Genomic DNA, 20,372 nt, shown 5'->3' on the forward strand with positions numbered 1-20,372 from the left:
TGATCCCTTTTACATGTACAAAAATATAAAAAGAAAATTAATTAATTTAAGAGTTTTTGTGTTTTTTGTGCTGGAAAGGAAATGGAGATTATTTGAATGGGAAAGTCGCAAACGAAGTTATATAGCCCAAATATAAGCGGTCATTTTGTAAAGTATTGGATGTAAGATGTCATATCCTAGTAACTTCGCAATCGGTTGCGGTCTTCCGCAATATCTTTTCGGTGAATCTTGATTATTTGTATATTACAATAAGAATAGATAAGCGATGATGCTTATTGATTTTACTATTTATGATGTGGTGATCATAAATAGGTCAGTAACTTTGTTACTGATGAGTGTATTCTGTGAAGAAGTTTCCTTACAGGAACTTTTTCAAATTTAATCCCTCACTCAAAAGTTAACCAGTCGTCTCTTTGGCCAATGCTTCCAATAGCATTGGTCCTTTTTTGTATTTTTTTAAGAAAGCATTTCTGTATAGATTCGCTTACTTTTGTTTCTTGTACGTAATCATAAATTCTTCCGCTGTCATATAAAAGTCTCTTTTTGGCCTTTCGGGTAACAGGTCGAGCTTTTCGAGCTTATAATAATTTATCCTCTTATAAGGATCATTATCGATCACGGGAACTTCCTGAGTTTGTTTCATGTATTCATCTACAGCTTGCTGCACAGTATCAATATCTTTAGCCAGTTGTAAATCTTCCTCTTCAAACAGTTCATACGTTTTTCGTGACATGTAAAAGTTTTTTCTGGGAATAGCGTTTAAATAGGGAGCAAGAAGTTCGTAATCAAGAGTTAAATCCTGATTGATCACGACACTAAGAGGAACTTCATTAGGTTTGTTATCAGCGAAAGCATGAACCGCTTTTCTGATATCGTCGATGGAGAGATCACTGATTTCCAGAGGTTGATCATTATGCTTAGGTTTTTGCTTTTTTTTACGGTTCCACACGTATATTCCTCCTTTAGAATAATTGAAAAATGACATGGGGGTACGTCAATTGAAAGATAAACCAAATCTTCAGCCAGAACTCGATTTTTTTACATTGCTGAATCCGGACTTCGGTCAAAGGGAGGAAGAAGGAGACAGAGAACAACAAGCCAGGCAAAAAGAGGAGGCATAACAGTAGTATATCAGAATTGGTATAATTCCACATTTATTAAGAATGTTTAGACTTTATGCTCAGTATTATGGTAAATTTAAGAAGATAAGCGGCGGGGTCGAGGAAGAACTACCGCCGGCTTAATAGAAAGGATGATTACTAGAATGGAGTATCTTCAAAAAAAAGAATATGAGGTGAACCCTCAAACGATGGCCCTGATTGCTAAGTATGATCAGCAAGGGCAAGTAATTACACACGTGGTTGAGCAGCATGGAAGCTTTGAAGTGTTAAAATGTCCAAGCCAGGTGGTCGATGATTCCTGCCGTTATTTCGCAAGCAGTCTGGAAGGCCGTATTCTAGGTACAAAGCAAGTAACCAGCTATACCCACAAACCTCCTATTGTGATATCTGAAGCGATGGGTATATATTTCTTCCCAATTATTTCTCCTAAACGTAAAGAGTGCTCCTGGATCGCTTTAAAATACATCCAAACCCACAAAGGTGAAAGCGATCATACGACAACGATACAATTTTCCAATGGGACAAGCCTCAACCTTCCCGTGTCAGTGGGGATGTTTGCCAACCAGCTTCACCGCACCGCTCATTTCAGATTTATCCTTGAAGATCGTCTGCACGCTTCTCAACCCCCGCTGGATGCTTCTCACGATTTGAGGTTTGGGACCTCTTCATAAGTTCTGATAGAATCACTTCTACTTTCTTGCGGATGGCCGGGTTAAAGTAGTTTCGTTTCTCTTCGTAGCCGTGAGCTAAGAATAAAAATGAGGTGAATGAATCATTTCTGCCGGTTTCAACGACTTGCAGCTTGTGGTGATCCATTTTCTGGCGGAGCTTTCTCCGTTCTTCGCGGGCTTCCAACTCCATCTTTCCCAACAGTTCTAAATAAGGTTCTTTTATTTTGAATTTCCCTAATTCAAAGTGCTTCCGATCCTGCTTGATGACAGCAATGGCCATTGATAAAAATAAATAGCGTGAAGCCAGATCCAGCTCTTTTTGTTTTAAATAACGCATACTATTCTCCTCCAAAAGGGAACGTTTGTTCTGTTTTTATTATATCACGTGAAGGAACATATTATGCAAGTAAATTTCGGAAAAGGTTATAAATGGAAATAGGTGGGGAAGCTAAGAATAAACAGATTTCTGGTAGGCATACGAGAAGGTTTCATATAAAATGGAGAAAAGAAGCACTGGTTTTCTCGGTGTGAATAAGGAGCAGCACCGTCTCATGTACTTATTTACTTTCTCACTTGAGCGTTACAAAAGAATGGCTGAAAACGATCAGCTTTTTGATTATGTGATCCAGCAGCTGGAGCAATTAGAAAGTTTTGGGCCACTGCCGGGAATTCTGCTTCCTTTGCTGGAAGCTTTCCTGCCGATCCTGCCCTTAGTGGCTTTTGTACTGGCAAACTCGGTCGTGTATGGCTTGTTTAAAGGGTTTTTGTATTCATGGATTGGTTCCGTAGCGGGCGCCCTCTGCGTTTTTCTTATTATTCGAAGACTTGGAAGAAAACGGTTCCTTCGCTTTATCACACGTCATGAACAGGTGAAAAAAGTCATGACCTGGGTGGAAGAGCATGGGTTCGGTCCTTTGTTTCTTTTAATGTGCTTTCCATTTTCACCTTCATCCATTATTAATGTCGTCTCAGGTCTATCGAACGTGAGCCGGCAGCAGTTTATGCTGGCAGCGATTTTAGGGAAGTCGGTTATGATTTTTACGATTGCTTATGTGGGATCAAGTATCGCTTCATTTGCTCAAAATCCGATGAAATCGGTCATTGTCGGAATCTGCATTCTATTATTCTGGACAGCAGGGAAATATATAGAAAAGCGGATTCAGAGAAGAGCAGAGAGGACGGGGCGCGTAAGTGATTAAGTTTAATCCAGAAAGGGTAAAATAGGGGTAGAAAGAAGACCTGGAGGATTAAACTATGAAAAAATATCGTAATCTTATCCGGACTGTATTGCTTGCTTTATTGCTAGCTTTCGTTTTTCGTTCTTTCTTTTTCGCAAGCTATATCGTGGATGGCGAATCCATGGAGCCTACTTTGTATGACGGAAACTTATTGATGGTCAATAAAGTCGTCTATGATTTACAGGACATTGGAAGACAGGATGTGATCGTTTTCCATGCAAACGAAAAGGAAGATTATGTGAAGCGGGTGATCGGTGTAGGAGGAGATGAGATCGCTGTGCGGGAGGACGAGCTTTATGTAAATGGAAAGCGCGTGAAGGAAACGTATCTCGAAGCATTGAGACCACATGATGGTAAGGCTTTCACAAGCAACTTTACCTTAGAAGGTGTTACCGGTCAGATGCAGGTTCCTGAAGGCCACTTGTTTGTCTTAGGAGATAATCGCAGAGACAGTCTGGACAGCCGCTATTTTGGTTTCGTACCTATTGAGAAGGTGGTTGGAAAAGTGGATGTCCGTTACTGGCCATTTTCTCAATTAGCTCTACAATTTTAGAAGTGAATTCCAGCCGTCCGTCGGGCGGTTTTTTTAATGTAGATTTATAGATGACGAGTTCGTGAGCAGTTGGAAAAAGAAATTACATTCGTCTGCAGACTACGAAAAAAATGATAAACTAGAAGGAAAGGAAAAGGAAGGAAGGAGTGTGTTTTATGGGGATGCGTTTATTGCTCGGCCGCTCAGGAGCAGGGAAAAGCACACGATGTTTAGAAGAAATTGAAGGCAGGTTAAAAGAAGACCCTAAAGGGCCTCCTATTATCTATATTGTTCCAGAACAAATGACGTTTCAGCAGGAATACGCGCTGCTGAAACGAGAGGGGATTGAAGGCTCGATCCGGGCGCAAGTGTTCAGCTTTTCACGCCTTGCCTGGAGGGTTCTGCAGGAGACCGGGGGCGGTACGAAAAAGTTTTTGACGTCTACCGGTGTCCAGATGATGCTTCGTAAAATTGTGGAAGAGCGTACGTCCGACTGGAAAGTATTTCAGAAGGCGATTGAAAAGCAGGGGTTCATTGAACAGCTGGAAGGTATGATCACAGAATTCAAGCGGTACCGTATTACTCCAGAAGACCTTCATGCTCAAATGGAAGGGCTCGACCGCTTTCAGCATACGACGACCCAGGAAGAAGGGTTAAGAGATAAACTTGATGATTTAAATTATATTTACGACCGCCTGGTGGATGCTTTACGTGAGCAGTACATAGACAGCGAAGATCAATTGCAGCTGCTCGCCAGTAAAATTCCGGAAGCAGGCTTCTTGGAAGGCGCTGAAGTTTATATTGATGGTTTCCATAGTTTCACGCCACAGGAATGCGGTGTACTGGAAGAGCTATTGAAAAAGGTGGACAAGGTTCACGTCACCCTTACGACGGAACGGCCGGAGGGAGATTCAAATCCGGAACTTGATCTTTTCCATGAAACGAAAGAAACGTATTTGAATTTAAAGGAAATTACAAGGATAGCTGGCTCTCAGGTGGATGAGGTGGTCATTCTCGATCACACGAAAGGTCGCATGAAGGATCAGCCGGCCTTTCAGCATCTGGAGAAATATTTTGATCAGCACCCGGCTCCTGCTTTTGAAGGGCAGGCACCAATTCACATTGCGGAGGCTGTTCATCCCCGTGCCGAAGTGGAAGGCGCGGCCCAGGAAATTTTACGGCTGGTACGTGAAGAGGGCTATCGTTATAAGGATATGGCGATTCTTATGCGGGAACCTGAGGTTTATCACAGCTTAATTGAAACCTTATTTAATGACTACGGAATTCCAGTGTTTATTGATGAAAAAAGGACGATGCTGAATCACCCTATGATTGAGCTCATCCGCTCAGGGCTCGACGTGGTAGAAGGGAACTTTCGGTACGATGCGCTTTTCCGCCTGTTGAAAACTGGGTTTATCCCGGCGACGGATCGGATACATCCGCTTAATGAAAATGCGATCGATGAGCTGGAGAACTATGTTCTGGAATACGGCATCCGCTCGAGGACTCAATGGTTCTCAAACCAGGACTGGATTTATCAGCGATTTAGAGGGTTTGAGCAAGCTTCTCAGACCGATGAGGAAAAGCAAAAACAACAGCGGATTAATGCGTATCGGAAGCAGGTACGCGAAGCGCTGGAGGAATTCGATGAACGACTTCGCGCAGTAGTTACGATTGAAGAGAAAGCCGTTGTTATTTATGATTGGCTTGAACATCTGCAAGTACCCAGACAGCTGGAAGAATGGCGTAACCGCTATGATGAAAGCGGTGAGATTGAGCGAGGCCGGGAACAAGAGCAGGTCTATGATGCTTTCCTTCAGCTTCTTGACGAAATGGTGGAAATGGCAGGAGAAGGAAAAATGTCTCTCCAGGTGTTCCGGAATACGATGGACAGCGGACTCGAATCTCTTAATTTCGCCCATGTGCCGCCGAGCATGGATCACGTGATTGTAGGAAGTGTGGACCGGTCCAGAATCACGGGCATTAAGGCCTCGTTTTTGTTAGGGGTCACCGATGGTCTGTGGCCGATGAAACCGCCTAGTGACGGGATGATCTCCGAACAGGAGCGTTCTCTTTTGGCTGAACATGGACTGCAGCTCGCAGACGGGAGCAATAGGCAATTGCTCGATGACCGCTTTTATGTGTATTTAGCCCTGACCATGCCTAAAGACCGCTTGTGGGTCAGCTATCCTTTAAGCAATGAAGAAGGTAAATCAAAAATTCCGGCAGCGATTATTCAAAGACTGGAAGAGCTGTTTCCTTCCTGTAAAGACCATGTCCTGCTGCAGGATCCAGATGATCTTCATGAAGCGGAACGTTTTATTACGACCCCGGTTAAAACGAGATCAGCGCTTACATCACAGCTGGCCAGGTATTTAAAAGGATATGCCATGCAGCCTGTGTGGTGGAGTGTGCTGAATTGGTATATCGAACGGGAAGATCCCAATGGATTAACACACCGCGTGCTGGAAAGTCTGTTTTACAATAATCAGCCGGTGGATCTCGGGGAAGAGACAACGGGGCAGCTGTTTGATAAGCAGGTGAAAACGAGTGTATCGAGACTTGAAACCTATCACAGCTGCTCCTATCAATATTTTGCAAGACACAGTTTGAACCTGGAAGAGCGCCGTACGTATAAACTGGATGCTCCGGATATCGGTCAGCTTTTCCATGAGGCGTTAAAGCAGATTACAGAGTGGATTCAAGGAGAAGGCCGGGATTTTGCCCAGCTGAACAAAGAGGAAACGAACAGCTATGCCGCTAAAGCGACTGAGCAGCTGGCTCCGGTCCTTCAAAATCAGATCCTGCACAGTTCCAATCGATATCAATATATCCAGAAGAAATTGCAGCAGGTCATCGCACGTGCCGCGTTTGTCCTGAGTGAGCAGGCGAGAAGCAGTGACTTTTCACCTGTGGGATTGGAATTAGGATTTGGAACGGGTAATGATGCAAAACTTCCGCCGCTCTCACTTGATTTACCTAATGGTTATGAACTGATGCTGCGCGGCCGGATTGACCGTGTGGATAAAGCCTTAACGGAAGAAGATCTTTACTTGAGAATTATAGATTATAAATCAAGTGCCAAGGGCTTGAGTTTGATGGACGTCTACTATGGTCTGTCCCTTCAGATGCTCGCTTATCTGGACGTGGTTCTCACTAACGCCGAGCACTGGCTTGGAACGGCAGCTTCGCCGGCCGGGGTTCTATACTTCCACGTTCATAATCCGATGATTACAGGCAGCCGGATGCTTCAGGATGCGGCGATTGAAGAAGAGATTTTCAAGAAGTTCAAAATGCAGGGGCTGCTGCTTGAAAATGAGCGTATCATCCAGATGATGGATACAGGGCTTGAGAAAGGCCACAGCCAGATTGTGCCGGCTGGTCTGAAAGCGAAAGGCGGTTTTTATAAAAATTCTAAAACCGCTGATGCCGAACGTTTCCAGCAGCTGAGCCACTACATTCGGGAGCTGATGAGCCGTGCGGGCACAAATATTACGGACGGCAAAGTGGATTTGAATCCTTACCAGCAGAAACAGCAGAGTGCCTGTAATTTCTGCCCGTACCGTTCCGTCTGTCAATTTGACCCTACCCTTGAGGAGAACAATTTCCGGAAGCTGAAAGAACTGAAAGATGAAGATGTATTGGAACGAATGATAAATAGAGAGGAGGGATCTGCTTGGTAAGTTGGACAGAAGAACAGGAGCGGGCGATTTATACGCATGGCTCGAATATTCTGGTAGCTGCTGCCGCTGGCTCTGGGAAGACGGCGGTTCTTGTTGAAAGGATCATTCAAAAACTGCTTCATGAAGAGGAGCCAGCGGACATTGATTCTTTACTGGTCGTTACGTTTACGAATGCAGCAGCGCAGGAGATGAGAAATCGAGTGGGGCAGGCGTTAAGTAAAGCGCTGGAAGCAAATCCAGGCTCTCATCATTTGAAGAAACAGCTGTCGCTGCTACAGAATGCATCGATTTCTACGCTGCACTCTTTTTGTATGGAAGTGGTGCGCAGGTATGCTTACCGGCTTGACCTTGACCCGGGCTTTCGAATTGCCGATACGGTAGAAGCCGATCTTATTCAGCAGGAAGTATTAGAGGAGCTGTTTGAGGACTGGTATGGAAAAGAAGGGGAAGAGCAGGAGAGATTCTTTGATATTGTCGACCGTTTCTCGAGTGATCGCAGTGATCTGGATGTAGAGAAGGTTATTCTTGAACTTTACACGTTTGCTACGCAGAATCCTTGGCCGGAAGTATGGCTGGATCAAATGGTGCAGATGTACAACGTACAGGAAGTAGATGGAGAAGATCAGCTTCCATGGCTTCACCTATTGAAAGAGGAAGTCAGCAGTCACTTAAAAGCGATGGAAGCGGAAGCTCATAAATTTTTGGATCTTACCAAAGAACCGGATGGTCCTTATACGTACGGGGAAACCGCTGACTCCGACCTAGAGATGATTCAACAGGCTAAAGGGGCGATGGCCCACTCATGGGAAGAATTGCAATCGTATATTAGTGAACAGTCCTTTGCCACCCTTTCTAAGAAAAAGATGGAATGCAATGAAGAGAAGAAAGAGCAGGCCAAAAAAATCCGTGACCGCTATAAGAAGCGCTGGAATGAAATGCGGGATGAGTGGTTTTCAAGGTCTTTAAACAGTTATTTACAGGATATGCAGGAACTTTATCCGGTCATGGAACAACTGGCTGTAGTGGTGAAAGATTTCAAGCAGCGCTATGAACAGTTAAAAAAAGAAAAAGCAATTGTGGACTTTTCCGATTTGGAGCATTACTGTCTTCAGATTCTGCTTGATGAATCCTCGACGCCGGCACAGCCCGTTCCTTCCTCTGTAGCAGCCGGCTTTCACCAGCAGTTCAGTGAAGTGCTGATTGATGAATATCAGGATACGAACCTGGTACAGGAGACACTGCTTCGTTTATTAACCGATGCTCCGGAAGCCGGGAACCTATTTATGGTGGGGGATGTGAAACAGAGTATTTATCGTTTCCGTCATGCTGAACCTTCCTTGTTTCTCCAAAAATATAAGGCTTACGGCTATCTTGAAAACGACGGCGAACGGATTGACTTAGCCCGCAACTTTAGAAGCCGGAAGCAGGTGCTGGACGCGACCAACTATATTTTCCGTCAGGTGCTGGATGAAGAGGTCGGGGAAATGGAATATGAGAAAGAAGCCGAGCTTATCTACAGTAATCAAACGTATGACGAATGGGCGCCTTCAAGTCCAGAAGCTGAACTCTTTGTGATCGATCGGGAATCCAAAGAGGATGAACAGGAAGAGAACGAAGAATATAAAGACCTGGAGAAAGCCCAGTTAGAAGCGAGAGCTTACGGCCAGATGATTCGAAAATGGCTCGGTCATGACGACGAACCTCCGCTTGAAGTGATGGATAAGGAAACGGGAACGAAGCGCCCGATTCAGTACCGGGATATTGTCCTGTTAATGCGTTCAATGACATGGGCGCCGATGATCGTTGATGAACTGAAACAGCAGGGCATTCCGGTTTATGCGGAACTTTCGACCGGCTATTTTGAAGCAATTGAAATTAAGATTATGCTCAGTCTATTGAAAGTCATTGATAATCCGATGCAGGATATACCTCTCGCCTCTGTTCTGAAGTCTCCTATCGTCGGACTGAATGAGGACGAGCTGGCAAGGCTGAGACTCGCCAGAAAGCGGGTCAGCTACTACGAAGCTATGAAAGTGTATCCTGGAAATGATGAATTAGGCAGGAAGGTAGCAAACTTTTTTAAACTGATTGAAAGCTTTAGAGAGCGGGCCAGGCAGGGAGCTTTATCGGAACTGATCTGGGATATTTTCCGAGAAACGGGTTATTATGATTTCGTGGGAGGCATGCCAGGCGGACGCCAGCGTCAGGCTAACCTCCGTGCTCTTTATGACAGAGCGAGGTCCTATGAGACTACATCCTTCCGAGGACTGTTCCGATTTCTGAGGTTCATTGAACGGATGGAAGAGCGGGGCGATGATCTGGGAGCGGCACGTGCTCTTGGCGAACAGGAAGACGTGGTCCGGATTATGACCATTCACAAAAGTAAAGGTCTGGAGTTTCCTGTCGTCATCTTAGGGGCGATGGATAAACAGTTCAATATGATGGACTTGAAGGATCGTTACTTGCTTCATAAAGATTATGGTTTTGGTTCAAGATATATAAACCCCCATAAGCGGCTGATGTATCCGACACTTGCTTATCACGCCTTAAAGCAGGCCAAGCGAAGAGAACTGTTGGCAGAGGAAATGCGAGTCTTATATGTAGCGATGACCCGGGCCAAGGAAAAGCTGGTTATGGTCGGAAATGTTGCTTCTTTTGATAAAAAACAGGAAAAGTGGCAGACGTTTCTGGATTCACCGGAATGGGTGCTGCCGCCTCATGATCGGCTCGATGCTAAATCCTACCTGGACTGGGTAGGGCCTGCACTGATCCGTCATCGGCACGCGGAAGAGCTCCGCGGCAGTATTGAAGTGACCACATCAGAGGACATTTATGCAGACACATCGGAGTGGAAAGTTAATATAGCGCACGGCAGTCAATTCGCTGTCCTTGATGAATCTCAGGAGACAAGGGATGAGGAGCTGCGCACAGCGATTGAAGAGTGGCAGCCCGCAGAAGACTATGCTCAAGGAAAAGATATGGTCGAGAAGCGGTTAAGCTTCGTTTATCCTCATCATAAAGCAGCCTACTCGCGGGCTAAACAGACCGTTACAGAAATTAAAAGGCAGCGCGAAACAAAAGATGAGTATTCAAGCGACCAGCTGCTGGTTCCTTATCAGGCTCCAATCCAGAAACGGCCAAGGTTTATGCAGGCGGATCAAAGATTGTCTGCGGCTGAAAAAGGAAGCGCTATGCATACCGTCATGCAGCATATTCCGTTGTCCCATAAACACAGTGCTGAAGAGGTGGAAGAGTTTGTCGAACATCTGGTCCTTAAAGACGTGCTTCGTCGAGAGGAAGCAGACGTTATCGATCCAGCAGCAGTGGCGGCTTTCTTTGAAACCTCTGTGGGGCAATTTGTACTCGAAGCGGAACATGTGGAACGCGAGGTGCCGTTCAGTCTGACGCTGCCGGCTCATGAAGTGTATCCTGATTGGGAGTCACCAGAAAATGAACTGGTTTTCATCCAGGGGGTTATTGACGCCATGATTCCTTATGAAGATGGTTGGATGATCCTGGATTACAAATCTGATCAAATTGACCCTGAGAAGAAGTCGGTAGAAGAAACCATGAAAGACCGCTACCGCACCCAAATAGAGATGTACCGGTGTGCATTAGAAAAAATTTGGAAAGAGCCGGTTCGTAAGAGTTGTCTGTACTTGTTTGAAGGGTCGGTACTTGTGGAGGTCGATTAAATGGAAGGTACATGTGAATTGTGTTTTCGTACGCCTGTCAAAACGACGGAACACCACCTAATTCCAAGACAGCACGGCGGAGCCATGGGCGTGACAGTATGGCTGTGCGGTGCCTGTCACCGGCAAATTCATGCTCTTTTCACCAATGAAGAACTCGCGAACTTTTATCATACTCTTGAGCGTCTGCGTGAACATCCCGATATGGAAAAATATTTGAGCTGGATTAAAAAGCAGGATCCTCAAAAGGAAGTCACCACCAGAAAGTCCAACCGCAGACGCCGTAGATAACCACACACCGTCCGAATTAAAGATCAATGAAAAAAGCCGCATGGTTCTATTCTGAACCATGCGGCTTTCACATGTTATCTCGTTATACAGCTTGTTGGTATACTCGCTCACCGTCAGGATGAATTTTATAATAAAGTGGATAGGCCCTAGTATAACAATACTGGATCACAGGGCCGAGAAACAGCATTGGCGCAAGAGTTCCAAGTCCCACTGGGCCTCCAATGAGCAGGGCAAGAGACGTCATGGTTACCGCAACCAGGGTTTGACCTGTTTGGAGGCTCAAGTTAAACCGCGCACTGACTGCTAAGAACAACTGATCAACTGGCGCACGCGGAAACTGAGGTAGAATATAAATAGCCACTCCGAGTCCGATAATCGCTACACCGGTGAAAAGGGGCTGCGATTTGCAGAATAAATGGGGCTGTCGATAGATCGACATTTGCGAATACAATCTCAAGCCAAAAGTCAAGAATCAAACTTTCCATAAACACTGGTACTACGGCTCTTACCTCGGGGAGATTCTTCATTAGTTTCGCATTAATAAAAATAATCAGCAGTTGAAAAGCACCGTACCAGAATCCAACCGTGAAACCAAGATGATCAGAAACTCCAATAAAAAAGGATGTCCAAAATCCTGCGCCAAGTGTAGCATTAATTAACAGGGCGACTCCGAAAAAGTTGACAAGCATTCCGAATAGGTAAACCATGGATCGATAAAGCATGAGGTACTCCTCCCTTCCAAATAGATTGACGTTAGAGATGCTTCTCTAAAATCGTGACCACATTCTATTAGCGATTATTTAGTGCGTCAATGCACAAAATTCTCCAGATAAGAATTGCTATTTTTCCGTCTTTTTTAAGGATTTGCTAACCTCAGTGATCCTTTTAAGGTAAAGCTCCCGTTTGTTGAAGGCTCAGTTTCGAGACATTGGAGGAGCGGAAGGTCCTCCGGGGACGATTTCGCTTTCCGGCCCTACACGACGCAGGGTCGTTCGACGTTGCCACAAGACGTGGCGGTCTTAGTCGAACCTCCCATGTGCTGAGCCTCCTCAGGCTTTGCGCCTTCCTGGGTCTCACCGATCATGTTTATGAGGCCGCTGAAAAACTACTTTCTACCCAGGGGAGTTTTTGAAGTTTGTTGTTGCTTCTCACGACTCGCTTGTCGGTGGATGCTTGCCGCGGGCACGGCCTCAGCTAACTTGGTCAAGAAGATCACTTGACCAAGTGGATCTTCGGCTCGCGCTGTTCCCGCAGGCGTCACCACCGAACGCTCATCGTGGAATCAACGAAAATCCATCTAAAAAGAGGGGTTTTGTTGAACTTATAAAAGCAAAAGAAAAGCGGCTTGGAGGGAATAAATCCATCCAGGTTGCTTTTTTTGGAGTCTACCTTTCATGAATTTTCAGTTTTTCAGCGACCTCAAGTTTATCTCACAGGGAGTCTTCACCGTCCCCCTCCGGAGCTTGCGATATATGGAGCTCGAAATCTCTCTTCGAAACGCACCGGTTTATGATAGAGATAAACTTCTAACAATAAGCGTGCATGTGTAGATAATTCCTGCCATAGAAGCATTTAAGGCGGGGCAAGCACCGCTTTATCGCCTATGGAAGGGTCCGTTCACTCCTCAAACATAGGATGGCGGAGGAAACGACGAGACTCCCGCGGGAGAAGGAGCTAGGCGAGACCCCACAGGGAGTGAAACGAGCGAGGAGGCTTGCCAGTTTCCCCGCAGGAAAGCGAGTTGTTTCCGTAGCCAGCCCCTCTCTATATCAGCAATGGACCTAAGATATCTCGAAACTGAGTCTTCAACTAAACGGCCCTATTGTGTAATAAGTCTTTTATGGAAAATCAACAATAAGCTTTAACAGAGCTTTTTTTAAAAAAAGATTATGCTTTGCTTGGGTGGGGGCACTCGCCTATAAGCACAATAAAAAACAAGCAGCGAAACCTGAGGAATCGCTGCTTGTTTTTTAAGGCTGAAGAAAAATAGCTTCAAGAGGAGGATCGCCACCAGCTAAGCCGACGGCCACAGCTGTATAAGCCTGGTTAGGACTTAAGGTTACATTTGGAATAGTTAAAGCTGTCTGATTTGTTCCTGCCACGCGGACTTCAAGATTAGCGGTCGTCGGCGGCAGGGTCAAGTAGCGGGTAGCTTTTCCGAATGGTACATTACGGAAGAGCACATCTCCACCCTGTACCGCAATATCTACGTTTGGTGCATTTGGTGATAAATGCCAGAAGCGTACCTTAGCATTTCCAGACGAGATACTGTCGTTGTCTGCGACGGCAATCAGCCGCAAATTGTTCAACCTGCCGGCAGCAGCCACCGTGTACATATTACCTGCTTCGACCGAGACGTTTTGCGATAAGACGGCCTGGTTCATTTCTCCAGAAGGATAAATATCGATTTGATATTGACCTGCTGGGACACTTAAATATTCACTTTGCTGCTTATACGTAACGCCTTCAAGAACCTTCTGGCCGTTCACATAAATATCTACGGCGGGAGCATCTGGCGAAGCGTGGAGTACACGGACCTTCGCTTCACTGTTCATCCCCATCATACCGGAGTTTTCACCCCGTTCTTGCATCATGATCCAGCGTTGCATACATTCTAAATGTCTTTGGTAATAATAGATGTGCTTCTGAGGATTGGAGTACTTGTAATAATTTGACAGCATATCGTACTTGGCAGCATTCCACGCTAATTGATCACAAGGGTCATAGTTATACATGGGCAGGCTCCTTTCATAAAATAACTCCCCAAATAAGCTTATTCAAATTCTCAGAAATGAGACCCTCGTTTTTAAAATCCTGCTCTAAGACTTAATAGAATGAGGTAGATGGTAGAGGTCTTGAACTACCCCCACTTACTCGCTGACACTCCTTGAAGTTGGGGGATTCCTAAGAGCACGAATCTAACGGTTCATTCACATGATTAGGCTAGCCCCGTCGCACCGACGGTTGTAAGGATTCTTTGAATCTCCTTCAATATATTGAAGCTCGCATTTAGGTCGCGGTCGTGGTGGGATCCGCAATTCGGGCAGTTCCACGTTCGAACAGCGAGATTCGTTACCTCCCTGTTTTGGTATCCGCAACTTGGAACATAGCTGAGAACTCGCCAAAACTTTCGATACAGTTACCAACTGCTTCCCGTACCACTTTGCTTTGTATTCGAGCATAGACGTGAACATCGACCAGCTCACATCACGAATCGATTTGGATCGTTTTCGGTTTTTGAGCATATTGGAAATTTGGAGATTTTCTACACCGATCACATCGTGGTTTTTGATGATTTCGGTAGAAATCTTATGCAGATAATCTTTGCGGGAGTTCGCTATCTTCTCGTGAAGTCTAGCTACTTTAATACGTTGCTTATGCCAATTCGAAGATCCCTTTTCCCTTCGGGAAAGGATACGTTGAGCTTTTGCTAGTTTCTTTTCGGTCTTACGTAGGTATCGTGGGTTTTGATAGGTGGTGCCATTCGAGAGAGCAGCGAAGTCTTTCAATCCGAGATCAATGCCAACATAAGCGTTGGATTTAGGAAGTTCCTAAATTTAAACGAGAGAATATCTACTGCATGTTGGTAGGAGGAGAAACGAAAGACGGGGAGGGGGCGCTGGCTCTTTATCAAGGACAAAGTATGCAGCAGTTATCTTTTCAAGGAAAATTGACCACAGACTTGCCGGATGCCGGGTATATGTGGGAATGTCCCAATCACTTTGAGCAGGACGGGCACGGGGTGTTCATCTTTTCACCTCAGGGAGAGTTAGAAACCGATAAATATAATTTCAATAATGTGTTTTCTGTCGCTTATGTGCTCAGTGATCCGCTGGATGTTCGCAAGCTTCACTATGAAGGGAAGCAGTACATTGAACTTGATAAAGGATTCGACTTTTATGCTCCTCAAACGTATGAGGATGAACGGGGAAGAAGGATTCTAATAGGATGGCTCGGTAACTCGAAAAGCGATTACCCAACGGATGAGAATATGTGGGCACACATGCTGACGATTCCCCGGCAAGTTACCCTTCAGAGGAACCGCCTCGTTCAACAGCCGCTGGAGGAATTGAAGAAATTGCGTCTAGGTGCAGAAACACTGGAACAGGAACATAACTTAAGCTCGCGGGCGTTTGAGCTGGAGTTATCCGTAGATCCAGACTTTACTCTAACTTTCAGCAATCGTAAAGGTGAATCTGTCACCTTCTCCTCGAATGGGGAGGAATATTGCCTGGATCGGTCTGACATGACTCATACGTTTGCAGAAACCTACGGAACGAAGCGATATGCTCTACGAAAATATAAAGAAAATCATCGCATCCGTTTGTTTATGGATTCTTCGAGTCTGGAAATCTTTTGTGATTATGGCGAAACCGTCTTTACCAGCCGTATATTCATAGAGGATCTGGAATACTTGAAGTCAGATGGGGCTTCCGGGACCCTATACAACCTCGGGTCTATTACACTTGAAGCGCAGAATGGATGATCAAGCCTCCTTGGATTTTCAACTGGTGATCTGCTTTTTTAGAATGGTGTAACTAAAAAATGAACGAGACGATCTCTTCATTCAAAAAGCGGAAGGACCAACCAGTCCTTCCGCTTTTGCTAATTGATTTTCATTTAATGATTATTCAACAAAAGGGCCGGATTGTTGAAGACTCAGTTTCGAGATATCTTTGGTCCGTTGCTAATATAGAGAGAGGCTGGCTACGGAAACAACTCGCTTTCCTGTGGCAACGTCGAACGACCCTGCGTCGTGCAGGGCCGGAAAGCGAGTCGTTCCCCGCAGGACCCAACTCTCTCACGAGATATCTCGAAACTGAGTCTTCCAGTATTGGGAGCTTTTCTGTAAGAATTACCATGTAGTTTTTTGGGTTTATAATTGAAATAATCTGTAGATTTAGTTAAGGGTTGTCTTATTTCTTATCAGATGAGCGCAGTAGGGGAAGGGTACAGCAGCGGAAGGAACCGCCTGATTTTATAATTTCAGAGAAATCTATGGGAATGACTTGGAAACCCTTTGAATGCAGTTCATCGTTCAACCGTTGGTTCTGAGGAAGACTAATGAGCTTTCCTTCATCAATGGAAAGAACATTCGGCCCCATATAGAATTGCTCCTCCCGAGTTACCGGAATCAGATTGAACCTGGACTGAAGCTTATCCAATCCACTATCAGTAAAAGAGGGAGGGTAAACAAGAGCTGTATGATCACTAATAATATTAAATACACAATCCAGATGAAGAATATCATCCTCAAGGTCCAGCGGTTCAATCGTATAGGAAGGGAGTTGTTCTTGTAACGTTTCTATAGACTCAGAGGAAGTACGCCCGCTTTTCCCAATCCAAATAGTCTTTCCGTCAATTAAAACATCCCCGCCCTCGATGGAAGAAGGAAACGGTTCCTGAAAAAGGATCGAATTTTCATAAAGCCACTCTTTCAAAAGCGAAGTCTCTTCAAGCCGCACTTCCTCATTCATTGAAGCAACGAAGAGTTGATCATGAATCACAAAGGCAATGTCTCTCGTGAAGACCTGCTCGTGTAATTCAGGATGAGAAGAAAGTTCAACCACTTCAGTACCATGCTCCTTCAGCACATGGACAAAGGTGTCGTGTTGGTCAAGCGCACGTTGGATATCAATATTGACATCTTCATAATGCTTTTGTGTTTCATTAATAACAGTCGATATCTTCATAAAGGATGGTTTTGCAACCAGCACTTTTTTTAAAGCAGAATATTCCGTTCTGCAATGAATTCTATTGCTCAGTGTGCATTCCTTCATCTTCATAACCTCCATCTTGCGCTTTCATGGTTAATTCCCCGGGTCATCCTTCCTAAAACCTTCAAAAATAAGGAAATGGACTCATTCTATGTAAGAAGCTCAAAGTTATAAAATACTTTGAGCTTCTTCTATCCGTTTATACACTATTAGTTTAACTCAAAATAAAGCAGCTTAAGCATTAGCGGTAACATTCTGGTCGTTAACATCAGGATCAAAAGGATTCGTAGAACTGATACCGTTGTTGCAGACAATCCAGTTTCCTGTATTGAGGGCACCTGAACCCGCGTTTGTCTTTGAAGTACTCTTAGGTGAAAGATAGAAGGAATCCCCGAAGTTTACGACCCCGCCGCCGACACTATTTATACTGATGGGACCGACTATGGCCGGCATTCATGATCGCCTCCTTCTTATAATTAGTTCGATTCGACGATATAGTTACAACCTATGCGAAACCAGGACCTATTGTTCGTCACTTAAGAGTCGAATATGTTTAGTTCTCGATACGGCATCAATGTGTTCAATACCTCCTACCTGCACGATTCCAGCAGTGGAAACCCCGGTTACATGGATATCATTTACATAGATCGCCTGGTTGTGGTAGTTGTAGGAAGGAACGGTGATTGGAGGTAAAGGGCTGGTGGGCTGAAGTGAGAAAACGGGAAAATCTTCAAAGTTGAACGTATCGGAAATAAATTCAGAGCCTTCTTTTTGTACAGCCAGCACTTTCGACCAGGGAGACGCACGGTACACATCTCCGATCGAAATATGAGAAGCGATCAGTGCAGATGTAATGTCGATTTCATCGACGTACACCATGCGATTATACATTTTCACCATCATCACTAACCACGGCTTCTCCGTCGGTTTCCATTGGAACATACGGACCAATAATCAAGGATTCCGGCGGTGTATCAAAATAGGATTGTAAGCGAATCGTTTTATTATCTCCGATCATGAAGACGGATGAGGAAGAGACCGCCGTTACGCGGATCCGTCCAACATGGAGACCATAGTTGTGAACGATGTGATTCATGAGGTACCATCTCCTTGAAAAGAATCAAAGTATTGAGCTATGGAATGCCTGATTTCATTTTGGACCTGATTGACAAGACCGGCGTCATCCAAGTCCGGATTTTGATTCTTATAGTGTTCTATTCTCTGAGAGAGCTGTTTTCTAACATCGGCAATAATTTGCTCCTTATGGTGATCCGTGACCGAGATATCATGATCGCGGGTATATTGGTTCATCCACTGGGGAATGTCTGTGTTCATGTATTTTTGTAATTGGTGAAGGACGGGATCCTGCTGAGGAGGCATCTGACCCTGATTTGCATAAAAATCACCGATATCTGCCGCATCCGTTCCGTTGGGAGTTAGTCCAATTTGCAAAGTTCCTTCCAATGTATCGATCTTCAGCTGATCAAAATGATACTCGATTTTTTCAATGACGGTCTTAGGGCTCTCATTCATTTGAAGCTGTTCGATTTTCTGCGTCAATTGATTGATCAGCTGCTGCTGGTTTTCCATGTGTTTCATAACTTGCTGAACCCATGACTGCCATGATTGGTAATGATTGTTCAAATGAGATCACCCCCTGTTTAACTTTATGCACAATAAACAAGACTATGATATGGAAAGTGGAACGAGAGAAGGACCTTCGGCTTCTGGAATGTCTACCGTTCCTTCTACTGGCATGGCAGCTGGTGCAGCGGTTTTAAAAGCTCCCGTATTATAGAGGTCAGCTTTGGCTTGAATGACTCCTGAGCTGCCGATTTGAACGATCGATGAGTTGGCCACGGTGCCGATACGCAGTACATGGATGCAGATGGACTGGTGGACGGTAATGTTCATGAAGCATCCTCCTAGGAATCGTTAATTAAGGATTGGTCAATGACTTCCTGGTCGTTTACATAGGTATTGGAGCGGTTAATATCAATCTTTATTCCATTCCCTGTGTTAAATGACCCGCCGCCAGCAAATGTTTTTACCCATGCCTGTGGGGCCATATTATACACGTCGCCAATGTTGAATATACTGGAACTGGATAAGGACGTCACATTTACGGCTCCTACTTTTGCCGGCATGCAAAAACTCCTTTCTTTATTTTATGAAACGCAATTGTCTAAATAACAGAATAAAAGTAAAATAAAGCTAACAGGGGGAATAAACATGAATTCGAAGGCGTCGCCATTAGGTGAGTCAGAAAGATTAAACTGGATTGATGCTGCGCGCGGGCTTGCGATTTTAGGCATCTTTATGGTGAATGTGCCAGCCTTTAACGCTCCTTATTTCTTATACGGGGGAGCCGCTCAGGCGTGGGATTCATCACTGAGCCATACCGTGCAGGCGATCATTGATATCTTTTTCCAGGCAAGTTTTTATACGTTATTTTCTTTTATGTTCGGGTTCGGCATGCAGATGATGAAAGACAGGCTGGATGAGAAGAATCTCGATTACCGCCCGATCATATTTAAAAGATTGGTGGTATTGATCGGCTTTGGGTTAGTTCACGCCTTTCTGATCTGGCATGGGGATATTCTGCTTTCTTATGGAGTACTCGGACTTACTTTATTCGCGTTTTTCCATCTATCGACAACTGGGCTTTTGTTCGTGGCTTATAGTATGCTTGCGCTTCTTGTCCTGCCAATGACTTTGGCCCTCTACTCGATTCGCGGACGGCTGCAGGGGATTGTTGAACAGGAATCAATTAATGAAGCTATAGCTAACTACGGCACAGGGAGTCTAACCGAAATTTGGCAGCAGAATGCCTCTGACTGGCTGTATGCCAACCATGTTGCTAATCTTCCATTTTTAGCACTCAGCCTGCTTCCCATGTTTTTATTTGGTTTATATGTGTGCCGTAAGCGCTGGCTCCACGAACCGGCTGCTCATTTGGGAAGTATTAAAAAAGTGTGGGCCATGACAGGCGTCCTTTTTCTTATTTTTAAAGCAGGTCCTCATCTCTATGGTAATCCTGAGTGGGTCGGAATTATGCAGGACAGTGTTGGGGGCACCGCCTCAGCCATATTTTATGTGCTGTCGGTTACGTTATTGTTCCGGACAAAATCAGGAGCAAGGTTTTTGCATCCATTGACGTGGATTGGAAGAATGTCGTTATCCAATTATATTCTTCAGTCGCTTGTATGTTTTGTCCTTTTTTATTCGGTGGGCTTTGGTCTCTACGGACAGGTACCACCTATTATGAGCGTAATGATTGTGGTGGTGGTTTACACGTTGCAGATCTTCGCAAGCAGAGCATGGCTCAAAAGATACCGTTATGGTCCTCTCGAGTGGCTGTGGAGGACGTTAACTTATGGGAAGAGACAACCGCTGAAACGTAAACAGACAGCTGCTTCTTAAAAAG

Annotated in this window: 20 protein-coding genes and 2 pseudogenes; 10 read left to right on the forward strand and 12 right to left on the reverse strand. The window is 44.9% G+C overall.

The window, feature by feature from the left end; translation table 11 throughout:
- Window positions 1-484: 484 nt before the first annotated feature.
- Complete coding sequence (locus ACTWP7_RS19055; RefSeq protein ID WP_443124538.1) at window positions 485-949, reverse strand: DUF3939 domain-containing protein; 465 nt, start codon at window positions 947-949, stop codon at window positions 485-487.
- Between the two features lie 49 nt (window positions 950-998).
- Between ACTWP7_RS19055 and ACTWP7_RS19060 the strand changes: the two genes are divergently transcribed.
- Window positions 999-1,121: a hypothetical protein gene (locus ACTWP7_RS19060; protein ID WP_263622596.1), complete on the forward strand. Its 123-nt coding sequence runs from the start codon at window positions 999-1,001 to the stop codon at window positions 1,119-1,121.
- Between the two features lie 143 nt (window positions 1,122-1,264).
- Window positions 1,265-1,792 carry a competence protein ComK gene (locus ACTWP7_RS19065; protein ID WP_014642496.1) on the forward strand — a complete coding sequence of 176 codons (528 nt, stop codon included), beginning with the start codon at window positions 1,265-1,267 and terminating at the stop codon, window positions 1,790-1,792.
- Here ACTWP7_RS19065 and ACTWP7_RS19070 read toward each other — a convergent pair.
- Window positions 1,713-2,129, reverse strand: coding sequence for a hypothetical protein (locus ACTWP7_RS19070; protein WP_443124539.1), 417 nt, complete (start codon window positions 2,127-2,129; stop codon window positions 1,713-1,715). The genes ACTWP7_RS19065 and ACTWP7_RS19070 overlap by 80 nt on opposite strands.
- Window positions 2,130-2,343: 214 nt before the next feature.
- On the opposite strand from ACTWP7_RS19070, the gene ACTWP7_RS19075 reads away from it, so the two are divergent.
- From ACTWP7_RS19075 to ACTWP7_RS19095, 5 genes are all read left to right on the forward strand, one after another.
- On the forward strand, window positions 2,344-2,991 hold the full coding sequence (locus ACTWP7_RS19075; protein WP_014642498.1) for a TVP38/TMEM64 family protein: 648 nt from the start codon (window positions 2,344-2,346) through the stop codon (window positions 2,989-2,991).
- A gap of 55 nt (window positions 2,992-3,046) precedes the next feature.
- Window positions 3,047-3,583 (forward strand): signal peptidase I, encoded by a 537-nt coding sequence (gene lepB, locus ACTWP7_RS19080; RefSeq protein WP_443124540.1) that lies wholly within the window; start codon window positions 3,047-3,049, stop codon window positions 3,581-3,583.
- A 155-nt stretch (window positions 3,584-3,738) separates the two neighbouring features.
- On the forward strand, window positions 3,739-7,245 hold the full coding sequence (gene addB / locus ACTWP7_RS19085; RefSeq protein ID WP_443124541.1) for a helicase-exonuclease AddAB subunit AddB: 3,507 nt from the start codon (window positions 3,739-3,741) through the stop codon (window positions 7,243-7,245).
- The gene (gene addA, locus ACTWP7_RS19090; protein ID WP_443124542.1) at window positions 7,239-10,940 is read left to right on the forward strand and encodes a helicase-exonuclease AddAB subunit AddA; all 3,702 of its coding nucleotides are present in this window, start codon (window positions 7,239-7,241) and stop codon (window positions 10,938-10,940) included. Before addB ends, addA begins: the two co-directional genes overlap by 7 nt.
- Window positions 10,941-11,228 carry an HNH endonuclease signature motif containing protein gene (locus ACTWP7_RS19095; protein ID WP_014642502.1) on the forward strand — a complete coding sequence of 96 codons (288 nt, stop codon included), beginning with the start codon at window positions 10,941-10,943 and terminating at the stop codon, window positions 11,226-11,228.
- A gap of 317 nt (window positions 11,229-11,545) precedes the next feature.
- Here ACTWP7_RS19095 and ACTWP7_RS19100 read toward each other — a convergent pair whose 3' ends face one another.
- The 3 genes and pseudogenes from ACTWP7_RS19100 to ACTWP7_RS19110 form a co-directional block, all read right to left on the reverse strand.
- On the reverse strand, window positions 11,546-11,950 hold the full coding sequence (locus tag ACTWP7_RS19100) for a hypothetical protein (protein ID WP_443124543.1): 405 nt from the start codon (window positions 11,948-11,950) through the stop codon (window positions 11,546-11,548).
- 1,248 nt (window positions 11,951-13,198) lie between these two features.
- Entirely contained in the window at window positions 13,199-13,963 is a 765-nt protein-coding gene (locus tag ACTWP7_RS19105) for a DUF4397 domain-containing protein (protein WP_443124544.1), read from the reverse strand.
- Between the two features lie 203 nt (window positions 13,964-14,166).
- A pseudogene (locus ACTWP7_RS19110) lies at window positions 14,167-14,779 on the reverse strand (RNA-guided endonuclease TnpB family protein); the annotation flags it as partial.
- A 17-nt stretch (window positions 14,780-14,796) separates the two neighbouring features.
- Between ACTWP7_RS19110 and ACTWP7_RS19115 the strand changes: the two are divergent.
- Window positions 14,797-15,276, forward strand: a pseudogene (locus ACTWP7_RS19115) (sucrose-6-phosphate hydrolase); the annotation flags it as partial.
- 30 nt (window positions 15,277-15,306) lie between these two features.
- A complete protein-coding gene (locus ACTWP7_RS19120) occupies window positions 15,307-15,714 on the forward strand; it encodes a GH32 C-terminal domain-containing protein (RefSeq protein WP_443124559.1) in 408 nt (135 codons plus the stop codon).
- Between the two features lie 430 nt (window positions 15,715-16,144).
- Here ACTWP7_RS19120 and ACTWP7_RS19125 read toward each other — a convergent pair whose 3' ends face one another.
- From ACTWP7_RS19125 to ACTWP7_RS19155, 7 genes are all read right to left on the reverse strand, one after another.
- Window positions 16,145-17,008: a dimethylarginine dimethylaminohydrolase family protein gene (locus ACTWP7_RS19125; RefSeq protein ID WP_443124545.1), complete on the reverse strand. Its 864-nt coding sequence runs from the start codon at window positions 17,006-17,008 to the stop codon at window positions 16,145-16,147.
- Window positions 17,009-17,179: 171 nt separating this feature from the next.
- Window positions 17,180-17,398 (reverse strand): spore germination protein, encoded by a 219-nt coding sequence (locus tag ACTWP7_RS19130; protein WP_014642510.1) that lies wholly within the window; start codon window positions 17,396-17,398, stop codon window positions 17,180-17,182.
- Between the two features lie 69 nt (window positions 17,399-17,467).
- Window positions 17,468-17,836, reverse strand: a complete 369-nt coding sequence (locus tag ACTWP7_RS19135; RefSeq protein ID WP_443124546.1) for a spore germination protein GerPE — start codon at window positions 17,834-17,836, stop codon at window positions 17,468-17,470.
- Window positions 17,829-18,041: a spore gernimation protein GerPD gene (locus ACTWP7_RS19140; protein WP_443124547.1), complete on the reverse strand. Its 213-nt coding sequence runs from the start codon at window positions 18,039-18,041 to the stop codon at window positions 17,829-17,831. Before ACTWP7_RS19140 ends, ACTWP7_RS19135 begins: the two co-directional genes overlap by 8 nt.
- The gene (gerPC, locus tag ACTWP7_RS19145; RefSeq protein WP_443124548.1) at window positions 18,038-18,589 is read right to left on the reverse strand and encodes a spore germination protein GerPC; all 552 of its coding nucleotides are present in this window, start codon (window positions 18,587-18,589) and stop codon (window positions 18,038-18,040) included. Before gerPC ends, ACTWP7_RS19140 begins: the two co-directional genes overlap by 4 nt.
- Window positions 18,590-18,631: 42 nt before the next feature.
- The gene (locus ACTWP7_RS19150; protein WP_443124549.1) at window positions 18,632-18,859 is read right to left on the reverse strand and encodes a spore germination protein GerPB; all 228 of its coding nucleotides are present in this window, start codon (window positions 18,857-18,859) and stop codon (window positions 18,632-18,634) included.
- 11 nt (window positions 18,860-18,870) lie between these two features.
- Complete coding sequence (locus tag ACTWP7_RS19155; RefSeq protein WP_443124550.1) at window positions 18,871-19,092, reverse strand: spore germination protein; 222 nt, start codon at window positions 19,090-19,092, stop codon at window positions 18,871-18,873.
- A gap of 85 nt (window positions 19,093-19,177) precedes the next feature.
- Between ACTWP7_RS19155 and ACTWP7_RS19160 the strand changes: the two genes are divergently transcribed.
- Complete coding sequence (locus tag ACTWP7_RS19160; protein WP_443124551.1) at window positions 19,178-20,368, forward strand: DUF418 domain-containing protein; 1,191 nt, start codon at window positions 19,178-19,180, stop codon at window positions 20,366-20,368.
- The last annotated feature ends 4 nt before the right edge of the window (window positions 20,369-20,372 follow it).

Source organism: Halobacillus sp. B29, assembly GCF_052246755.1.
In the GTDB taxonomy this organism is placed as follows: Bacteria; Bacillota; Bacilli; order Bacillales; family Halobacillaceae; genus Halobacillus; species Halobacillus halophilus.